The sequence below is a fragment of the Streptomyces sp. NPDC002088 genome (genome assembly GCF_040296605.1).
GTDB lineage: Bacteria > Actinomycetota > Actinomycetes > Streptomycetales > Streptomycetaceae > Streptomyces.
On the sequence record NZ_JBEOXO010000020.1, the window covers coordinates 79,256 to 96,723 of the forward strand.

At 70.9% G+C, this 17,468-nt stretch carries 18 protein-coding genes; 9 read left to right on the plus strand and 9 right to left on the minus strand.

Annotation, left to right across the window (positions count from 1 at the left end; genetic code table 11):
• Positions 1 to 4: 4 nt before the first annotated feature.
• The 3 genes from ABT114_RS34155 to ABT114_RS34165 all read right to left on the minus strand — a co-directional run bounded on the left by ABT114_RS34155 (position 5) and on the right by ABT114_RS34165 (position 2,345).
• Positions 5 to 835, minus strand: coding sequence for a pectate lyase (locus ABT114_RS34155; RefSeq protein WP_351146800.1), 831 nt, complete (start codon positions 833 to 835; stop codon positions 5 to 7).
• Positions 836 to 918: 83 nt separating this feature from the next.
• Positions 919 to 1,782: a hypothetical protein gene (locus ABT114_RS34160; protein WP_351146801.1), complete on the minus strand. Its 864-nt coding sequence runs from the start codon at positions 1,780 to 1,782 to the stop codon at positions 919 to 921.
• Positions 1,779 to 2,345 carry a SigE family RNA polymerase sigma factor gene (locus ABT114_RS34165; RefSeq protein ID WP_351146802.1) on the minus strand — a complete coding sequence of 189 codons (567 nt, stop codon included), beginning with the start codon at positions 2,343 to 2,345 and terminating at the stop codon, positions 1,779 to 1,781. The genes ABT114_RS34160 and ABT114_RS34165 overlap by 4 nt, the downstream gene beginning before the upstream one ends.
• A 273-nt stretch (positions 2,346 to 2,618) precedes the next feature.
• On the opposite strand from ABT114_RS34165, the gene ABT114_RS34170 reads away from it, so the two are divergent.
• Entirely contained in the window at positions 2,619 to 4,070 is a 1,452-nt protein-coding gene (locus ABT114_RS34170; protein ID WP_351146803.1) for an NCS2 family permease, read from the plus strand.
• 75 nt (positions 4,071 to 4,145) lie between these two features.
• On the opposite strand, the gene ABT114_RS34175 is transcribed toward ABT114_RS34170, so the two are convergent.
• The 3 genes from ABT114_RS34175 to ABT114_RS34185 all read right to left on the minus strand — a co-directional run bounded on the left by ABT114_RS34175 (position 4,146) and on the right by ABT114_RS34185 (position 6,956).
• On the minus strand, positions 4,146 to 5,603 hold the full coding sequence (locus tag ABT114_RS34175; RefSeq protein ID WP_351146804.1) for a peptidoglycan D,D-transpeptidase FtsI family protein: 1,458 nt from the start codon (positions 5,601 to 5,603) through the stop codon (positions 4,146 to 4,148).
• Between the two features lie 108 nt (positions 5,604 to 5,711).
• On the minus strand, positions 5,712 to 6,179 hold the full coding sequence (locus tag ABT114_RS34180; protein ID WP_351146805.1) for a GNAT family N-acetyltransferase: 468 nt from the start codon (positions 6,177 to 6,179) through the stop codon (positions 5,712 to 5,714).
• A gap of 3 nt (positions 6,180 to 6,182) precedes the next feature.
• Positions 6,183 to 6,956 carry an IclR family transcriptional regulator gene (locus tag ABT114_RS34185; protein ID WP_351146806.1) on the minus strand — a complete coding sequence of 258 codons (774 nt, stop codon included), beginning with the start codon at positions 6,954 to 6,956 and terminating at the stop codon, positions 6,183 to 6,185.
• Between the two features lie 144 nt (positions 6,957 to 7,100).
• Here ABT114_RS34185 and ABT114_RS34190 point away from each other — a divergent pair, with 144 nt between their 5' ends.
• Together ABT114_RS34190 and ABT114_RS34195 are read left to right on the plus strand one after the other, a co-directional pair.
• A complete protein-coding gene (locus ABT114_RS34190) occupies positions 7,101 to 8,630 on the plus strand; it encodes an aldehyde dehydrogenase (NADP(+)) (protein WP_351146807.1) in 1,530 nt (509 codons plus the stop codon).
• A 72-nt stretch (positions 8,631 to 8,702) separates the two neighbouring features.
• Positions 8,703 to 9,311, plus strand: a complete 609-nt coding sequence (locus tag ABT114_RS34195) for a DUF1349 domain-containing protein (protein ID WP_351146808.1) — start codon at positions 8,703 to 8,705, stop codon at positions 9,309 to 9,311.
• Here ABT114_RS34195 and ABT114_RS34200 read toward each other — a convergent pair.
• Positions 9,271 to 10,659 (minus strand): MFS transporter, encoded by a 1,389-nt coding sequence (locus ABT114_RS34200; protein WP_351146809.1) that lies wholly within the window; start codon positions 10,657 to 10,659, stop codon positions 9,271 to 9,273. The genes ABT114_RS34195 and ABT114_RS34200 overlap by 41 nt on opposite strands.
• Before the next feature lie 70 nt (positions 10,660 to 10,729).
• On the opposite strand from ABT114_RS34200, the gene ABT114_RS34205 reads away from it, so the two are divergent.
• The 6 genes from ABT114_RS34205 to ABT114_RS34230 all read left to right on the plus strand — a co-directional run bounded on the left by ABT114_RS34205 (position 10,730) and on the right by ABT114_RS34230 (position 15,950).
• Positions 10,730 to 11,734: a GlxA family transcriptional regulator gene (locus ABT114_RS34205; protein ID WP_351146810.1), complete on the plus strand. Its 1,005-nt coding sequence runs from the start codon at positions 10,730 to 10,732 to the stop codon at positions 11,732 to 11,734.
• An 11-nt stretch (positions 11,735 to 11,745) separates the two neighbouring features.
• Positions 11,746 to 12,261, plus strand: a complete 516-nt coding sequence (locus ABT114_RS34210; RefSeq protein WP_351146912.1) for a GNAT family N-acetyltransferase — start codon at positions 11,746 to 11,748, stop codon at positions 12,259 to 12,261.
• Positions 12,262 to 12,366: 105 nt separating this feature from the next.
• Positions 12,367 to 13,086 (plus strand): DsbA family oxidoreductase, encoded by a 720-nt coding sequence (locus ABT114_RS34215; protein ID WP_351146811.1) that lies wholly within the window; start codon positions 12,367 to 12,369, stop codon positions 13,084 to 13,086.
• A 95-nt stretch (positions 13,087 to 13,181) separates the two neighbouring features.
• Positions 13,182 to 14,234 carry an aminotransferase class V-fold PLP-dependent enzyme gene (locus ABT114_RS34220; RefSeq protein WP_351146913.1) on the plus strand — a complete coding sequence of 351 codons (1,053 nt, stop codon included), beginning with the start codon at positions 13,182 to 13,184 and terminating at the stop codon, positions 14,232 to 14,234.
• A gap of 56 nt (positions 14,235 to 14,290) precedes the next feature.
• Entirely contained in the window at positions 14,291 to 14,905 is a 615-nt protein-coding gene (locus ABT114_RS34225; protein ID WP_351146914.1) for an RNA polymerase sigma factor, read from the plus strand.
• 40 nt (positions 14,906 to 14,945) lie between these two features.
• The gene (locus ABT114_RS34230) at positions 14,946 to 15,950 is read left to right on the plus strand and encodes a maleylpyruvate isomerase family mycothiol-dependent enzyme (protein ID WP_351146812.1); all 1,005 of its coding nucleotides are present in this window, start codon (positions 14,946 to 14,948) and stop codon (positions 15,948 to 15,950) included.
• A gap of 172 nt (positions 15,951 to 16,122) precedes the next feature.
• Here ABT114_RS34230 and thpD read toward each other — a convergent pair whose 3' ends face one another.
• Together thpD and ABT114_RS34240 are read right to left on the minus strand one after the other, a co-directional pair.
• A complete protein-coding gene (gene thpD, locus ABT114_RS34235; RefSeq protein WP_351146813.1) occupies positions 16,123 to 17,013 on the minus strand; it encodes an ectoine hydroxylase in 891 nt (296 codons plus the stop codon).
• A gap of 7 nt (positions 17,014 to 17,020) precedes the next feature.
• The gene (locus ABT114_RS34240) at positions 17,021 to 17,431 is read right to left on the minus strand and encodes an ectoine synthase (RefSeq protein ID WP_351146814.1); all 411 of its coding nucleotides are present in this window, start codon (positions 17,429 to 17,431) and stop codon (positions 17,021 to 17,023) included.
• Positions 17,432 to 17,468: the final 37 nt, after the last annotated feature.

Here is a 17,468-nt window from a genome sequence, read left to right on the forward strand (position 1 = left end):
GTCCCTACTGGTAGCTGATGTCGGACGACGCGAACGTGCAGGACTTGCCGTCGGCGCCGGTGCCCAGCTCCGTGGGCTCCTTGCCGGTGTTGTTGCCCTTGAAGCGGACGCAGGTCTTGATCTTCTTCTTGCTGTCGCCGTGGATGCGGATCTTCGACAGCGTGGCGGTGTCGCCGTAGTTGGCGTTGACGCCGACGATCGCCTTCAGCGGCGCGGTCACCTCGATGTCGCTCAGCGCGATCGTGCGCTTGTACTGCGTCTTGCAGTTGCCGCAACTGCGCACCAGCTTGCCGGAGTTCTGCACCTGGAAGCCGGTCACGGTGAGCTTGCCGGCGCCGTTGAACTGGAGCACCTTGTCGGACGCGTTCTTCGCGCCGCCGCCGATCACCTTGTAGACGGCCGACGACGACGTGCCCTTGAAGCTGGCGGCGTCCTCGCCGACGTCCAGCCACCACACGTTCTGTAGCGTGCAACTGCCCTTGCAGTGCACGCCGTCCGCGGCCGGGGTGCCGATGACGACGTTCTTGAGGACCGCGCCGTCAGCCAGTTCGAAGATCGGGCCCTGGTCCTCGTCCTGGCTGTCGGTGCCCAGGGAGCCGGCGCCGTAGAACTTCTTGAGCTTGCCGTCGTAGGTGCCCGACACCTTGATCGTCGACGAGACGGCCTTGCTGCCGGTGGCCGTCGGCCAGGACGAGGCGGCGCCCGCGGTGGACAGCATCGTCGTCGTGACCAGCGCCGCTCCGGTGATACCGAGGGCGACGGAGCCAGCGATCACGGTCCGCCGCCTGGTGACCCGGCGGCGGTGGCGGACACGCTGTTCGGCTCGTGGACTCATACCCGTTCCTTGCGTGGGAGAAGTTCGTTGCGTCTCCTGGTCGCCACGGGTGGGGAAAGGGTTGCCGCCGCTTCGGAAATTTCTTACGAGTCGCCCTCGGCGTCGTCATGGGCGGCGAAGTCGCCGCCCACGGCGCGCTCCCGGCCGCTCGCGGTGGCCGTGATCGTGTAGCTGTCGTCCTTCGCGTCCCGGCCGCCGCGGTCGTGGTCGTACTGCCCGGCGAACACCCACTCGCCCGCTGCGGCCGTACGGCCCTCCTTGAGCACCCAGGTGTAGACGAGGAAGCCGTTCTGCTCGTCCACCGTCAGCGTGAAGTCGTCCTCGGGCAGCGAGCGCCAGGCACCGGTCGAGCTGACCCCGCCGGTCTGCGCCACCTTCAACTGCACGGTGAGCGAGGTCAGTTGCTCGGAGGTCTTGAAGGTGATGTTGCTCTGCGCCCAGAAGTCGTTGCTGTGCGGGTCCACCGAGCCGTCCGACCACAGCGGGCCGTCCTCGCTGCCGTCGGCGGGCGGGAGCACGGAGGCGGAGGCGGAGGGTGTGGACTTGGGGGCGGTGGGCGAGGGGGACGTGCTCGACTTGCCCGAGTGGTGTGTGCTGCCGGAGCTGGGCGTCGAGCGCGGCGAGGCCGGTGGATGGCTCGTCGCGTCCGGGGACCCGGCCGGCGTCGGCGAGACCGCGACCGCCTGCTGCGGGGGAGTGTCGTCCTTCACGGCGGAGGCGACCGCGTACCCGCCGACCGCGAGCATGCCCGCGACCGCGGCCGTGGCGCTCACGATCCGCACCCAGCTCCACAGGGGCGGGCGTGTCGCCCGGTGGTCCGACCGCTCCGGCCCGGCCATCCCGCGTTCGATCCGGGCCAGGATGCGGGCCCGGTCCGGCTCGTGTGCCTCGGCCGCCTCGTGCAGCCGGGCGCGCAGCTCGTCGTGCACGTCCTGCTGCATCGTCATCGGTCCCTTCCTCCGGCCTCACTGGTGCGCGCCATCACCGCGTGCATCTTCTGCCGGGCTCCCTGTGCGCCGAGCGATTTCTGCAACTCGGCCATTCCCTTCGAGGTCTGGCTCTTCACCGTACCCACCGAGACGCCCAGGGCGAGCGCGGTGTCCTTCTCCGAGAGGTCGAAGGCGTGTCGCAGCACCACGCAGGCGCGTTTGCGGAACGGGAGTCTACGCAGCGCCGACTGGACGTCCACAACGCCCGCGACGTCCGGGTTCTCCGTCTTCTCCTCGCGCTGCGACCAGAAGAGGGCGATTCTCCGGCGTTCGCGGACCGCGCTGCGGATACGGGTGCGGGCCAGGTTGGCGACGACGCCCCGCGCGTACGCCACCGGGTGGTCGGCCGCCCGGACCCGGTCCCAGCGGTTCCACAGCGCCAGCAGTGCGTCCGCCGCCAGATCGTCGGCGGCGTCCGCCTCTCCCGTCAACAGATGGGCGAGGCGGGACAGTTCGGCGTAGTGGCGCTCGAAGAAGGCATGGAACTCCACCGAGGCGGCGTCGTCGACGACTGTGCCCACGGGTGACCTCTTCTCGGTGCGGCGTGCGGCACCCGGCGGGGGTGCCTGCAGGGCGTGTCATGTAAATGACATGGAGATGCCCCGAGGAGGTGGCCGGGACGAGATCCGGAAGCGTAGCAGCGATCGACCACTTGGCTCGTACGGGGCTTCGAACGGCGTATGGCTGCCCGAACCTGATTCCGTAACACGGAGAAAACCTGAAGCCGGTTCAACGAGGGAACAATCCAGCCAGCATCCGCGCACCGATCATTCAGGCAACGAGGAGTACCCGCCATGTCCGAAACACAGAAGGCGACCGACCGGCCAAGTGCCGCGCCACCCGCGGCCAACAGCGTCGACCGGTTCTTCAGGATCTCCGAGCGAGGATCCACCTTCGGCCGTGAGATACGCGGCGGCTTCGCCACGTTCTTCACCATGGCCTACATCCTTGTCCTGAATCCCATCATCCTGGGCAGTGCCAAGGACAAGTTCGGCCACCAGCTCGACGCCGTCCAACTCACCACCGCCACCGCCCTGGTGGCCGCCGTGATGACGATCATCATGGGCGTCGGCGGCAACCTCCCGCTCGCGCTCGCCGCCGGACTCGGCCTCAACGCCGTCGTCGCCTTCCAGATCGCCCCGCTGATGAGCTGGGACGACGCGATGGGCCTCATCGTCCTCGAAGGCCTGCTGATCTGCGTGCTGGTGGTGACCGGCCTGCGCGAGGCCGTCATGCACGCCATCCCGCAACCGCTCAAGCAGGCGATCAGCGTCGGCATCGGCCTGTTCATCGCCTTCATCGGCTTCGTCGACGCCGGCTTCGTCAGCCGGATCCCCGACATCGCGGGCACCACCGTGCCGGTCCAGCTCGGCGGCACCGGCACCCTCACCGGCTGGCCGGTCCTCGTCTTCTGCCTCGGTGTGCTGCTGACCATCGGACTGCTCGCCCGCAAGGTGAAGGGCGCCATCCTCATCAGCATCGTGACGATGACGGTCGTGGCGATCGCCATCAACTCGATCGCCGACATCAAGACCTGGGGCCTGACCACGCCGAAGTGGCCGGACAAGGTGGTCGACACCCCCGACTTCGGACTGATCGGTCACTTCAGCCTGTTCGGCTCCTTCAGCGAGACCAGCGCCATCACCGTCGTGCTGCTGGTCTTCACGCTGATCCTGTCCGACTTCTTCGACACCATGGGCACGGTCGTCGGCATCAGCGCCGAGGCGGGCCTGCTGGACGACGAGGGCAAGGTGCCGGGCCTCGGCCGGGTGCTGCTGATCGACGGTGCGGCGGCGGTCGCCGGCGGCGCGGCCTCGGCCTCCTCCGCGACGTCCTACATCGAGTCGGCGGCCGGCGTCGGCGAGGGCTCGCGCACCGGTTTCTCCAACCTGGTCACCGGCGGCATGTTCGCCCTCGCCCTGTTTCTGACCCCGCTGCTCACCATCGTCCCGCTCCAGGCGGCCGCCCCGGCCCTGGTCGCCGTCGGCTTCCTGATGATGACCCAGGTCAAGAACATCGACTGGGATAAGTACGAGATCGCCATCCCGGCGTTCCTGACCATCGCCGTGATGCCGTTCACGTACTCGATCACCAACGGCATCGGCGCGGGCTTCCTCGCCTACGTCCTGATCAAGACGGTCCTGGGCAAGGCGAAGGAAATCCACTGGCTGCTGTGGGCGGCGTCGGCGCTGTTCCTGGTGTACTTCGCGATCGACCCGATCGAGCAGATCCTCGGCGTCAAGTAGACCCGCGCCCCGAAGAGGCGCGGGGAACCGCGCGACCAGCCACGGACGGCCCGTAGCTGGTCGCGCGGCCAACGCTCAGCTCTTCAGCGCCGCCTGCATCATCGCCTTGGCCACCGGCGCAGCCAATCCATTGCCGCTGACCTCCGAACGGGCCGCGTCCGACTGCTCGACCATGACCGCCACGGCGACCTCCTTGCCGGTCGAGTCGGACTTGCCGTACGACGTGAACCACGCGTACGGCGTCTTGCTGTTGTTCTCGCCGTGCTGGGCCGTACCCGTCTTGCCGCCGACGGTGACCCCGTCGATCAGCGCGTTCGTGCCGGTGCCCTTCTCGACGACGGTCTGCATCGCCGACTGGAGCTGCTCGGCGGTGCCGGAGCTGACGACCTGGGTGGTGCCCGCCTCGTCGTCGTAGTTCTTCAGCACATCGCCGCCGCTGTCGGTGATCTGCGAGACCATGTGCGGCGAGATCAGCTTGCCGCCGTTGGCAATGGCCGCCGACACCATGGCCATCTGGAGCGGGGTCGCGGTGACGTCGAACTGACCGATGCCCGACAGGCCCGTCTGCGCCTTGTCCATGTCCGAGGGGTACACGCTGGCGTAGGCGCGCACCGGGACGTCCTGGCTGTCGTCGTTGAACCCGAACTTCTCCGCCATCGCCCGCACCTTGTCCTGCCCGAGCTGCACGGCCATGTGCCCGAACACGTTGTTGCAGGAGTACTGCAACGCGACCCGGATCGTGGCGTTCTCACAGGGCGCGGAGGTGCTCTCGTTCTTCAGGACCGTGGTGGTGCCCGGCAGGGTGTACGGGTCCGGGCTGTCGGTCTTCTCGTCCACCGACGAGTACAACCCGTTCTCCAGCGCGGCGGAGGCCACGACCAGCTTGAACGTCGAGCCCGGCGGCAGCGGCTGGCGCAGCGCACGGTTGGTCAGCGGCTTCTCCGAGTCGGCGGTGAGCTTCTTCCAGGCCGTCCCGGCGGTGTTGGCGTCGGTGAGCGACGACGGGTCGTACGACGGCGTCGACACGACCGCCAGGATCTTGCCGGTCGTCGGGTCGATCGCGACGGCCGCGCCCTTGTTGTCGCCGAGCGCCTTGTACGCCGCCTTCTGCACATCGGGGTCGATCGTCGTGACTACGTTGCCCGGATCCGCACGCTTGTTGGTGACCGTGTCCATGGCGGTCTTGAGGCGGTTGTCCGCGCCGTTCAGGAGGTCCTGGTAGATGCCCTCCAGCTGGGTCGGCGCGTAGCTCTGCGAGGCGTAGCCCGTCACCGCCGCGTACAGCTTGCCGTCCGTGTAGGTGCGTTTGTACTCGAGGTCGCCGTCCTTCGTCCGTGCCGAGCCGGTGATCGACTCCCCGGCCACGATGATGTTCCCGAGCGGCTCCGCGTACGTCTCGATCGCGTTGCGCCGGTTGTCCTTGTCGTCCGCGAGCGCCGTGCCCTCGTAGAACTGCACCCATGTCGCCCTGACCAGCAGAGCGAACACGAGGAGCAGTGCGAAGACCGATGCGCGCCTGATCGTCTTGTTCATCCCGCTCAGGGAGACGAACGAGGCGGAGGGAATCGTTCCCTTCCGCCCGGTTTTCTCATCGTACGTTCATGAAGATCATACGAACGTGAGGACCGTCTCAGGCCTCACTCATGCGTGGAGTTTCAGCACGACTTCCGCGATCTCCTCGCCGCGCGCGTTGGCGAATCCACGGGCCCGGGCGCTCTCCTGGAAGCCGCACTTGCGCAGGACCCGCAGCGACGCCTCGTTGTCCGCCGCCGCCCGCGCGTACAGCGGGCGTTCGCGCACCTCGGTGAGCAGGGTCCGCAGCGCGGCCGTGGCGATGCCGCGCCCCCAGTACGCGCGGTCCACCCAGTACGTGACCTCGCGCTCGCCCGGCTCCCCGTACACCGCCGCGCTCCCGACGACGTCCCCGTCGGCCAGGACGGTACGGACCACGGACGTGGCGCGGATCCGCTTCCACTGGTCGTCGAAGGCGTTCCGGTCGGCCGGGTCCTCGGGGGTGAACGCGGCCATCCGGAGGGATTCCGGGTCGTTCATCTGCCGGTAGAAGACCGGCAGGTCGCTGTCGTGGACCTTGCGGAGGGCGACCTCCATCGTTCAGAGCCTCCGGGTGGCGAGCGTCAGCCGGTCGCGGGCGTCGAACAGGGCGTCCTTCACCATCTGTTCGTGGGCGGGGGTGAGGCGGGCCACCGGGACCGAGCAGCTGATCGCGTCGCGGGCCGGGGTGCGGTAGGGGATCGCGACGCCGAAGCAGCGCAGGCCCAGCGTGTTCTCCTCGCGGTCCACGGCGAAGCCCTGCTCCCGGACCTGGTGCAGCTCCTCGATGAGCTTCTCGCGGTCCGTGATCGTGTTCTCGGTCAGCGCGGGGAGCGTCTCGGGCAGTATCTTGCGGACCTGTTCGTCCGTGTACGTGCTCAGCAGCGCCTTGCCGAGGGACGTGGAGTGCGCGGGGAGCCGGCGGCCGACCCGGGTGAAGGGGCGCAGGTAGTGCTGGGACTGGCGGGTGGCCAGGTAGACGACGTTCGTGCCGTCCAGACGGGCCAGGTGGATGGTCTCGGTCGTGTCGTCCGAGAGACGGTCCAGCGTCGGGCGGGCCGCCGCGACCACCTCGTCGCCGTCGATGTAGGAGGTGCCGACGAGCAGCGCGCGCACGCCGATGCCGTACCGCGTGCCCGTCGCGTCCGTCTCCACCCAGCCCAGCTCCACCAGCGTGCGCAGCAGCATGTACAGGCTGGACTTGGGATAGCCGACGGCCTCCTGGACCGACGCGAGGGAGTGCATACCGGGCCGTCCGGCGAAGTACTCGAGCAGTTCAACCGTCCGTACGGCGGACTTGACCTGCGCCCCGCCCCCCGTCTCGCCTGCCGACATCGCCCTTGACCCCTTCGTTCGACGGGAAATAGTCTCCAACAGCATATTCATCATCAGAGACAGCGTTCAGTATATCGAACGCCCCTGGTGGATGACGTTAATACTGCGGCATTGCATGCGGCATTGGATGTGGAGGGACCCGCGGTGGCAGCAGCACCAGTCTGGAGTGTCGACCCCCGTACCGGGAAGCAGCGTGAACAGGTTGCGGTGGAGGCCACGGCCCAGGAGGTGGACGCCGCTGTCCGTGCCGCGCACGACGCGCGCGGCGCCCTCGCCGACCGCACCGTCCGCGCGGCCTTCCTGCGCAGCGCGGCCGCGCAGCTGGAGGCGGCCAAGGAGCAGCTCGTCGAGGCCGCCGACGCCGAGAGCGCGCTCGGCCCGGTCCGGCTGACCGGCGAACTCGCCCGCACCTGCTTCCAGCTGCGGGCCTTCGCGGACATCGTCGACGAGGGCGCCTTCCTCGACGTGGTCATCAACCACCCCGACGACACCGCCACCCCGCCCATCCCGGACCTGCGCCGCTACAAGGTGCCGCTGGGTGTCGTCGCCGTCTACTCGGCCTCCAACTTCCCCTTCGCCTTCTCCGTCGCGGGCGGCGACACCGCCAGCGCGCTGGGCGCGGGCTGCCCGGTCGTGGTCAAGGCCCACCCCGACCACCCGGGCCTGTCCGAGCTGGTCGCCAAGGTGGTGCGCAGGGCCGCCGCGGAGCACGGCATTCCGGACGGTGTGCTGGGTCTGGTGCACGGCTTCGAGGCCGGCGTCGAACTCATCAAGCACCCGCTGGTCACCGCCGCCGGATTCACCGGTTCCGTCCGCGGCGGGCGCGCGCTGTTCGACGCGGCGGCCGCGCGGCCGGTGCCGATCCCGTTCCACGGCGAGCTGGGGTCGCTGAACCCGGTCGTCGTGACCGAGGCCGCGGCCACGGAGCGCGCGGAGGCCATCGGGGCCGGGCTCGCCGGGTCGATGACGATGGGCGTCGGGCAGTTCTGCGTGAAGCCCGGGCTGGTGCTGGTGCCGTCCGGCGCGGCGGGCGACGGACTGGTCAAGTCCCTGACGGACGCCGTCAGCGACACGGAGTCCGGGGTCCTCCTCGACCACCGTATGCGGGACAACTTCATCGCCGGGGTCGCCGAGCGTGCGGAGCTTCCGGACGTGGACTCCCCGGTGACGCCCGGCGCGGGCGGCGAGCACACCGTGAGCGCGGGCTTCCTGACCGTGCCGGCGAGCAGGCTGGCCGCGGAGGGCGAGCACGACCTGCTGCTCGAGGAGTGCTTCGGGCCGGTCACCGTGGTGGCCCGCTACGAGGACGACGCCGAGGTGCGGGGCGTGCTGTCGCGGCTGCCCGGGAACCTCACGGCCACGGTTCAGCTGTCCGCGGAGGAGGCGGCAGGTGAGGGGCGCGGCGCGGAGATCCTCGCCGAGCTGACTCCGCTCGCCGGGCGCGTGCTGGTGAACGGGTGGCCGACCGGTGTCGCTGTGGCGCCGGCCCAGCACCACGGGGGGCCGTACCCGGCTACGACGTCCACGTCCACGTCGGTGGGCGGAACGGCCATTGAGCGGTGGCTGCGGCCGGTCGCGTACCAGAACGCTCCCGAGGCGCTGCTTCCCGCGGAGCTGCGGGACGAGAATCCGCTGGGGCTGCCTCGCCGGTTCAACGGCCAGTTGGAGCGATAGTGCCGTAAGGGGTGCCGGCCTTCGCGGGCCGGCGCCCCTGAGTTCGTTCAGTCGGCCTGAGAGAATGCGGCAATGGACGTCGAGCTTCCCGAACTGCCTTTCCCCCTGCGCACCTATGGCCCCGACGGCCACTGGTCCTACGAGGACGGCTACCTCAGCGGATGGGCCGGACCCCGGCAGGACCGGTTCGTGCCGCCCACCGGGGAGGCGTTGGATCCCGCCTCCGACGCGCCCCGGCTGCTCGGGGCGCCCGAAGGGGACTTCCAGCTGATCGCCCGTGTCACGGTCGGTTTCGCCGGGGCCTTCGACGCGGGGGTGCTCTACGTCCATGTCGGTGAGCGGGCCTGGGCCAAGCTCTGCCTGGAGTACTCCCCGGACGTGCCCACCGTGTGCACGGTGGTCACCCGGGGACACTCCGACGACGCCAACTCCTTCACCGTGGAGGGGAGTTCGGTCTGGCTGCGGGTGAGCAGAACCGGCCGCGCCTTCGCCTTCCACGCCTCCCGCGACGGGAAGCGCTGGACCTTCGTCCGGCTGTTCACCCTGGGCGAGGAGAAGGAGACGGGCGCGGCCCTGGTCGGCTTCATGGCGCAGTCACCGATGGGGGAGGGGTGCGTCGTGACGTACGACCACCTCGAGTTCAGGCCTGCCTGGCCGGACGACCTGCGAGACGGCAGCTGAGCAGGAACGTCACCACGAACAACGCCGCGCTGATCAGCAGGCTCAACCGCAGCCCCGCGGTGAACCCGTGGGAGGCCAGCACCCCGAAGACGGCGATCGCCAGACCGCCGGCCACCTGGCGGGCGGCGTTGAGGACGCCCGCCGCCAGGCCCGCCCGCTCCGCCGGTACAGCGTCCAGCATCACGGCCGTCAGCGGCGGCACCGTCAGTGCGCAGCCCAGGGCCATCGGGACGAGCAGCCCGGCCACCAGGGCGGGAGACGTGCCGGCGTCGACGAACAGCAGGGCGAGCAGTCCCCCGGCGGCCAGCCCCTGGCCCAGCAGCATCGGCAGCCGTGCGCCGTACCGGCCCGCCAGCTTCCCCGAGAGTACGTTCGTCACCGAGATCAGCCCCGCCATCGGCAGGAACATCAGCCCCGCGTACAGCGCGGAACGTCCCTGCACCTGCTGGAAGAAGAGGGAGAACAGGAACACCACGCCGTAGAACGCCACGCTGGCCGCCGCCCCCGTCGCGACCGCCACCGACACCTCGCGGCTGCGGAACAGTCCCAGCGGCACCACCGGATGCGACTGCCGGGCCTCGGTCCGGACGAACGCCACGGCCGCCGCGACGGCCACGCCGAACGCCACGAGCCCGGTACGGCCGCCCTCGATCACCGAGAACGTCAGCGCGGTGAGCGCCACCACCGCCGTCAGCTGACCGGGCAGGTCCAGCGGCGCGGGACGGCGCTCGGAACGGGGCGCGCGCACGAGCAGGGCGAGGGCCACCGCGCCCAGCGGCAGGTTGATGAAGAAGATCCCGCGCCAGTCCCAGGCCGTCGTCAGCGCACCGCCCGCCACCGGACCCAGCGCCACCGCGACCGACCCGCCGGCCGCCCACAGCGCCACCGCACGCGCACGTCGGGCCGGATCCGTGTACGCCTGCCGCACCAGCGCCAGGGAGGCGGGGAGCACGACGGCCGCCGCCACGCCCTGGACCACCCGCGCGGCGACCAGCGCCCCCAGGCTCGGCGCCAGGCCGCACGCCGCCGAGGCGAGCGTGAACACCGTGATGCCGAGCGCGTACGCCCGGCTCGCCCCGGCCCGGTCCGAGAAGGCACCCGTGGACAGCATCAGGGCGGCGAACGCGAGCGTGTACGCGTCGACCACCCACTGCAGGCCCGACAGCCCGCCGCCCAGCGCGGAACCGATCGACGGCAGCGCCACGTTCACGACGGACGCGTCCAGGGTGATCAGCGCGAAGCCGAGCAGAGCGGCGGTGAGGGTGAGGGCGGGGGAGGAGTGCTCAGGCGTCAACTCGGGCAGTTTGCCCGCGAGTTGAGGTTCCTTGATCGCTTCGTTTGTCGGCATGGCTCCATCGTGCGGATCTCCGGAGGCGTACAGTAGTGGCCCGAATGCCATACAGCCGGAGGTTCTGGCCATGAGGGCCTTGAGTACGGAGCAGCGCGTCCACCGTGTCGCCGTCCTGGCGCCGTCACCCGTCTCGATGTTCAACCTCGCCATCCCGGAACTGCTGTTCAGCAAGGTCGAGGTGGACGGACGGCCCGGCTACGAGGTGGTCATCTGCGCGCCCGAACCGGGGCCGGTGCCCACCACGGGCGGTCTCGACCTGCAGGTGCGCCACGGTCTCGACGCCGTGCGGGCGGCGGACACCGTGCTCGTCGCGGGCACCGGTGCGCTGTTCACCCCCGACCCGGCCACGGTGGCCGTCCTCAGGGAAGCGGCCGCCGACGGCAAGCGCATCGCGTCCATCTGCACCGGCGCCTTCTCGCTCGCCGAGGCGGGCCTGCTCAAGGGCCGTGCGGCCACGACGTACTGGGGGCACGCCGAGGAACTGCGCAGGCGGTACCCGGACGTCGACCTCCAGGGCGACGTGCTGTACGTGCAGGACGGCCCGGTCGTCACGTCGTCCGGGTACGCCGCCGGCATCGACCTGTGCTTGCACATCATCCGTACCGACTACGGCGCCGCCGTCGCCAACCAGGTCGCCCGCCTCGCCCTCGTCGCCCCCGTCCGGCCCGGCGGCCAGACCCAGTTCACCCAGACCCCGCTGCCGCCCGAGCGCGGCACCGCCTGCGCCGACACCCGCGGCTGGGCCATGCGCAACCTCGACAAGCCGCTCACCCTCACCGACCTGGCCCGGCACGCCGGTGTCAGCGTCCGCACCCTCACCCGCCGCTTTCACGCCGAGAGCGGCGTGAGCCCCCTGCAGTGGCTGCTGCACCAGCGCATCGAGCGTGCCAAGGAGCTCCTGGAGACCACCACCCTGCCCATGGATCAGGTGGCCAGGGCCTGCGGGCTCGGTACGGCCGACTCGCTCCGCACCCACGTGGTGCGCCGCACCGGGCTCACCCCGAGTGCCTACCGCGCCCAGTTCGGCCGCCCCGGAACCGGGGCGGCGGCAGCCACGTCCTTCGTTGCGTGATCAGCGACAGAGTGGTCAGTGGCAGGGTGACCGGCGACCGGGTGATCCGTACCGTCCTGGCCGCGGAGGCCGAGGCCGTCGCCGCGCTGCACGCCCGCGCCCGGGCCACGTACTACCCGGACGGGATCCCCGACGACGGCACCGACTGGCTCGCCACCTGGCGGGGTGCCATCGCGCGCCCGGACGGACACGTGCTGTGCGTCGTCGAACAGGGCCGCATCGTCGGCCTCGCCTCCTTCCGCACCCCGGACGGCGCCCCGGCGGACACGGTCAAGCTGTTCCAGTTCCATGTCGACCCCGGCCACTGGCGGACCGGCGTCGGTACGGCCCTGCACGCGGCCTGCGTGGAGGAGTGGCGGGCCGACGGCAGGCGCACGGCCGTGCTCGACGTGCACGTCGACAACCGGCGGGCCCAGGCCTTCTACGGCCGCCAGGGGTGGGTTCCGGACCCGGAGAACCCGCTGGCCGAGGGTGATCACCACCTCTTCCTGCGGTATGCGGTGGCCGGGGAGCACCGCCGGGAATGAATCAGGCAGGAACGAAACAGCCGGGAATGAAACAGGCTGCTTGAACGTTCACGCACGCGGCGGAGGCAGTCTCCGTACCCGTGCGACCTGGAGAGAGCCGAAGACATGCGCGTCGAGATCTGGAGCGACATCGCCTGCCCCTGGTGCTACGTGGGCAAGGCCCGCTTCGAGAAGGCGCTCAAGGCCTTCCCGCACCACGACGAGGTCGAAGTCGTGCACCGCTCCTTCGAGCTGGACCCCGGGCGGGCCAAGAACGACATCCAGCCCGTACTCACGATGCTCACCAAGAAGTACGGCATGAGCGAGGCGCAGGCGCAGGCCGGTGAGGAGAACCTGGGCACGCAGGCCGCCGCCGAGGGGCTGGCGTACCGCACCCGGGGCCGCGACCACGGCAACACCTTCGACATGCACCGCCTGCTCCACTTCGCCAAGGAGCGGGGCAAGCAGGACGAGCTGATCCAGATCCTGTACCGGGCCAACTTCGCCGAGGAGCGGTCCGTCTTCGCCGAGGGCGAGGAGCGGCTGGTCGAGCTGGCCGTCGAGGCCGGGCTGGACGGCGACGCGGCCCGCACGGTCCTGGCCGACCCGGCCGCCTACGCCGACGAGGTCCGCGCCGACGAGCGCGAGGCCGCGCAGCTCGGCGCGAACGGCGTGCCGTTCTTCGTCCTCGACCGTAAGTACGGCGTCTCCGGCGCCCAGCCCGCGGAGGTCTTCGCACAGGCGCTGACGCAGGCGTGGGGCGAGCGCTCGCCGCTGAAGCTGATCGACGACGGCGGCGCGCAGGCATGCGGCCCTGACGGGTGTGCGGTGCCGCAGCAGGGCTGAATCCGCAGGCCGGGGCTGACCTATAAGGGTTCCTTAGCGGATCCACGTAGGAGTCGGCAATGGACTACGACTTCACGGGGCCGCACAGTGGTCCCATGGAGACCTTCGAGAGCCTCGTCCGTGCCGAGTTCGCCCCGAAGAACACCTTCCTCAACACCGCGAGCAGCGGGCTTCTCCCGGCCCGTACCGTGGCCGCCCTGCACGAGGCCGTGCGGATCAGGGCCGACGGCAGGCCGCTGGACCCGCTGTTCGCGGACGTGGAGGCGTCCCGGGCCGCGTTCGCCCGGCTGGCCGGCGTCCCGGTCGCCCGGGTGGCCGCCGGGGCGTCGGTCGCCGCGCACACCGGACTGGTCGCCGCCTCGCTGCCCGCCGGCGCCGAAGTCCTCACCGCCGAGGACGACTTCACCTCCGTGGTGAACCCCTTCTACGCCCGCGGCGACCTCAAGGTGCGCGCCGTGCCCCTGGAACGGCTCGCCGAGTCCGTCCGCCCCGGCACCGCGCTCGTCGCGGTCAGCGCCGCGCAGTCCGCCGACGGGCGGATCGCCGACCTGTCCGCGCTCCGCGAGGCGGCCCGCACCCACGGGGCCCGGACCTACGTCGACTGGTCCCAGGCCGCAGGATGGCTGCCGCTGGCCGCCGACGCGGCCGACTACACCGTCTCCACCTGCTTCAAGTGGCTGCTCGGCCCGCACGGGGCGGCCTTCCTCGTCGTACCGGAGGACCTCGGCGGCCTGACCCCGGTGCTGGCCGGATGGGTCGCGGGGGAGAACCCCTGGGACAGCTGCTACGGCCCGGTGGCCGAACTCGCCCACTCCGCCCGCCGTTTCGACGTCAGCCCCGCCCTGTTCACCTACGCCGGGCTGCGCCACTCCCTCGCCCTCATCGAGGAACTCGGTGTGAACGCCGTACACGCCCATGACCTGGCCCTCGCCGACCGGTTCCGCGCGGGACTCGCCACGCTCGGCCACGCGCCCCTGCCCGCACCCGGCTCGGCGATCGTGTCCGTGCCCGGAATCGGCCACCGGCAGCCCGAGGTGAGCCGCGCCGGCATCGAGGTCTCCAACAGGGCCGGCAACCTGCGCGCCTCCTTCCACCTGTACAACACGACCGCGGACGTCGACCGCCTGCTGGACGTCCTGTCGGGCTGACCCTCTGGCGCCGAATCGGCGAGGACGCTAGGAAGGCACCAGGGGCGGTGGTGCCTGTGGAATCCACGGACAGGACGTCGGCGCAGTCGTCCGCCGACGCGGAGCTGCACCGGCGGCTGGTGTACGGCGACGAGTCCGCGCTGGCCGAGGCGTACACGGCGTACGGCGGCCTGGTGCGGCGGGTCGCCGTGCGGGTCACCCGCAGCCCGGCCGCCGCAGAGGACGTGGCGCAGGAGGTCTACGCCCACCTGTGGAGCCGGCCGTACGCCTTCGACCCGAGCCGGGGCTCGCTGCGCACCTGGCTGTCCATGCTCGCCCACCGGCGGGCCGTGGACTGGCTGCGCGGCGAGGCCCGGCACCGCAAGGACGCCCGCGCCGACGACTCCGCCCTGCACGCGATACCGGACGCCGGGCCCGGCCCGGACGAGACGGTCGTCGACCGCGAGCGCTCCCTGCTCCTGCACAGCGCACTCGCCGAACTCCCGCAGCCCCAACGGGAAGTCGTGCACCTCGCCTACTTCGCGGGCCGCACCTACCGGCAGGCCGCCGCCGAACTCGGCATCCCCGAGGGCACCGCCAAGACCCGGCTGCGCACGGCCCTGCGCACCTTGGCTGCGTCCTTGGCGGATTCGGCCGACCCGCCGGATCCGGCACTGGAAAGGGGCGCATGATGGCAGGCAGGGCCAGAGACATCGGGGAAGGAGGCACACGGTGACCACCGAGCACGACCGCGTACGGGACCTGCTGGCCGCCTGGGCCTTCGGGGCGCTGCCGCCGGCCGAGGCGCGGACGGTTCCCCCGCATCTGGCCGGGTGCGCGAGCTGCGCGGCGGAGGCGGAACGGCTGCGCGGGACGGTACGGCTGCTGGACGGGCCGCAGCCGCACGGCGCCCCCGCAGATCCGGCCGACTCCGTGCTGTCCGTCGCCCTGCGCGCCCGCCCCGCCCCGCCCCGGGCGGCCCCGCACGCCGCCCCCTACACCGCGGCGGTCGCCGGGCTCGGTGCGCTGCTCAGGGAGGCGGACGGCCGATGGAGCACGCCGGTCGTGCACGACTGGGACGTGCACGCGGCCGTCGCCCACCTCCTCGCCGCCGACGAGCTCCTCGCCGGCCGGCTCGGCGTCGAGGCGCGCGTGCCGCCCTCACGGATCGAGGCGGACACGAGCTGGGAGGACGCCTGGAACCGGCGGACCGCCGACGTGATCGCCCACGAGCACGGCCGCGGCGCCGAGGAGACGGTCGCCGCCTGGTCCGCGCAGGCGGCTGCACTGCTCGCCACCCCCGAGGCCCACGATGTCGGACTCGCAGCCCGGGCCACGACGTTGATGGGCGTCCGGCTGCCCGTCGCCGACCACTTCCTCGTGCGGGCCTTCGAGACGTGGATCCACACCGACGACATCGGCCGCGCCCTGGGCCCGGCCGTCCCGCCGCCGCCCGAGGAGCACCTGTGGCAGCTGGTCCGCCTGGCCGTGCGCATCCTCGGCACGGCGCTCGGGCCCGCGGCGCCGCCGGTGCTCTTCTCCGTCACCGGCGGCGCCGAGTGGGTGCTGGGCTCCGAGGACGAGCCCGTACGGGCCGAACTCGCCCTGGATCCCGTCGACTTCTGCCTGCTGGTCGGCGGCCGGCACGCGCCCGACGAGGTGCCGCGGGGCGCCACGGGCGACGCGGCCGCCGTACGGAACGTACTGGAGCGTGCCGCGTCGCTGGCGTGGTTGTGAAAGGGGGACGGCCTAGCGGACGGGAGTGAAATCCCTCGCCCCGATGCTGCGTCTTCCGGGGGACAACCCCCGGACCCCCGGCCGGGCTCGGTTCACCGGACGGGGGTGAAATCCCTCGCCCCGATGCTGCGTCTTCCGGGGGACAACCCCCGGACCCCCGGCCGGGCTCGGTTCACCGGACCGGAGTGAAATCCCTCGCCCCGATGAACTCGGGCCGTCGCACGGGTGCTGCGAACGGCTCCACGGCCTCGTTCTCCACGCTGTTGAACACGATGAAGACGTTGCTGCGCGGGAACGGCGTGATGTTGTCCCCGGAGCCGTGCATGCAGTTGCAGTCGAACCAGGTCGCCGAACCGGCCCTGCCGGTGAACAGCTTGATGCCGTACTCGCTCGCCAGCGCGGTCAGCGCCTCGTCCGACGGCGTTCCCGCGTCCTGCATCTGCAGCGACTTCTTGTAGTTGTCCTCGGGTGTGGCTCCCGCACACCCGAGGAACGTGCGGTGCGAGCCCGGCATGATCATGAGTCCGCCGTTGGTGTCGTGGTTCTCGGTCAGCGCGATCGAGACGGACACCGTCCGCATGTTCGGCAGACCGTCCTCGGCGTGCCAGGTCTCGAAGTCGGAGTGCCAGTAGAAGCCGCTGGCCCCGAAGCCCGGCTTGACGTTGATCCGCGACTGGTGGACGTAGACGTCCGAGCCCAGGATCTGCCGGGCCCGGCCGACCACACGCTCGTCGCGGACGAGACGCGCGAAGACCTCGCTGATCCTGTGGACCTCGAAGACGGACCGGATCTCCTTGGACTTCGGCTCCACGATGGATCGCGGGTCGGCGCGGATCCCCGGATCGGCGACCAGCCGGTCCAACTCCTGCCGGTAGACGGCCACTTCGTCCTCGCCGATGAGCTGGTCGACGGCGAGGAAGCCGTCCCGCTCGTACGTCTGGAGGTCGGCGGTGCAGATCGGTCCCGGCGTGTCGGGGGCGCCCCAGACGACGGGGTCCTGGCGGGGGACGGACACCTCGGTGGTGCCGCGGCTGGGGTAGAGATCGGTGACGGTGGTGGTCACGGGGATGTCACACCTCCTCGGGCTCGGGTTCCGTGAGCAGCGGGTAGACGCCGTGCTCGTCGTGGTCCTCCCGGCCGGTCACGGGCGGGTTGAAGACGCAGATGCAGCGGAAGTCCTCCTTGATCCGCATCGTGTGCCGCTCGTGCCCGTCGAGGAGGTACATGGTGCCGGGCGTGATCGTGTACTTCTGCCCGGTCTCGTCGTCGGTCAGCTCTGCCTCGCCCTCGACACAGACGACTCCCTCGATGTGGTTGGCGTACCACATCGACGTCTCGGTCCCGGCGTACATGATGGTCTCGTGGAGCGAGAAGCCGACCCGCTCCTTGGCGAGGACGATGCGTTTGCTCTCCCAGGTGCCGGTGGCGGCCCTGGTATGCCGGTCGGTGCCTTCGATGTCCTTGAACGAACGAACGATCACGGTGGTGCGTACCTCCTTGCTAGACGGTTGCGCGTAC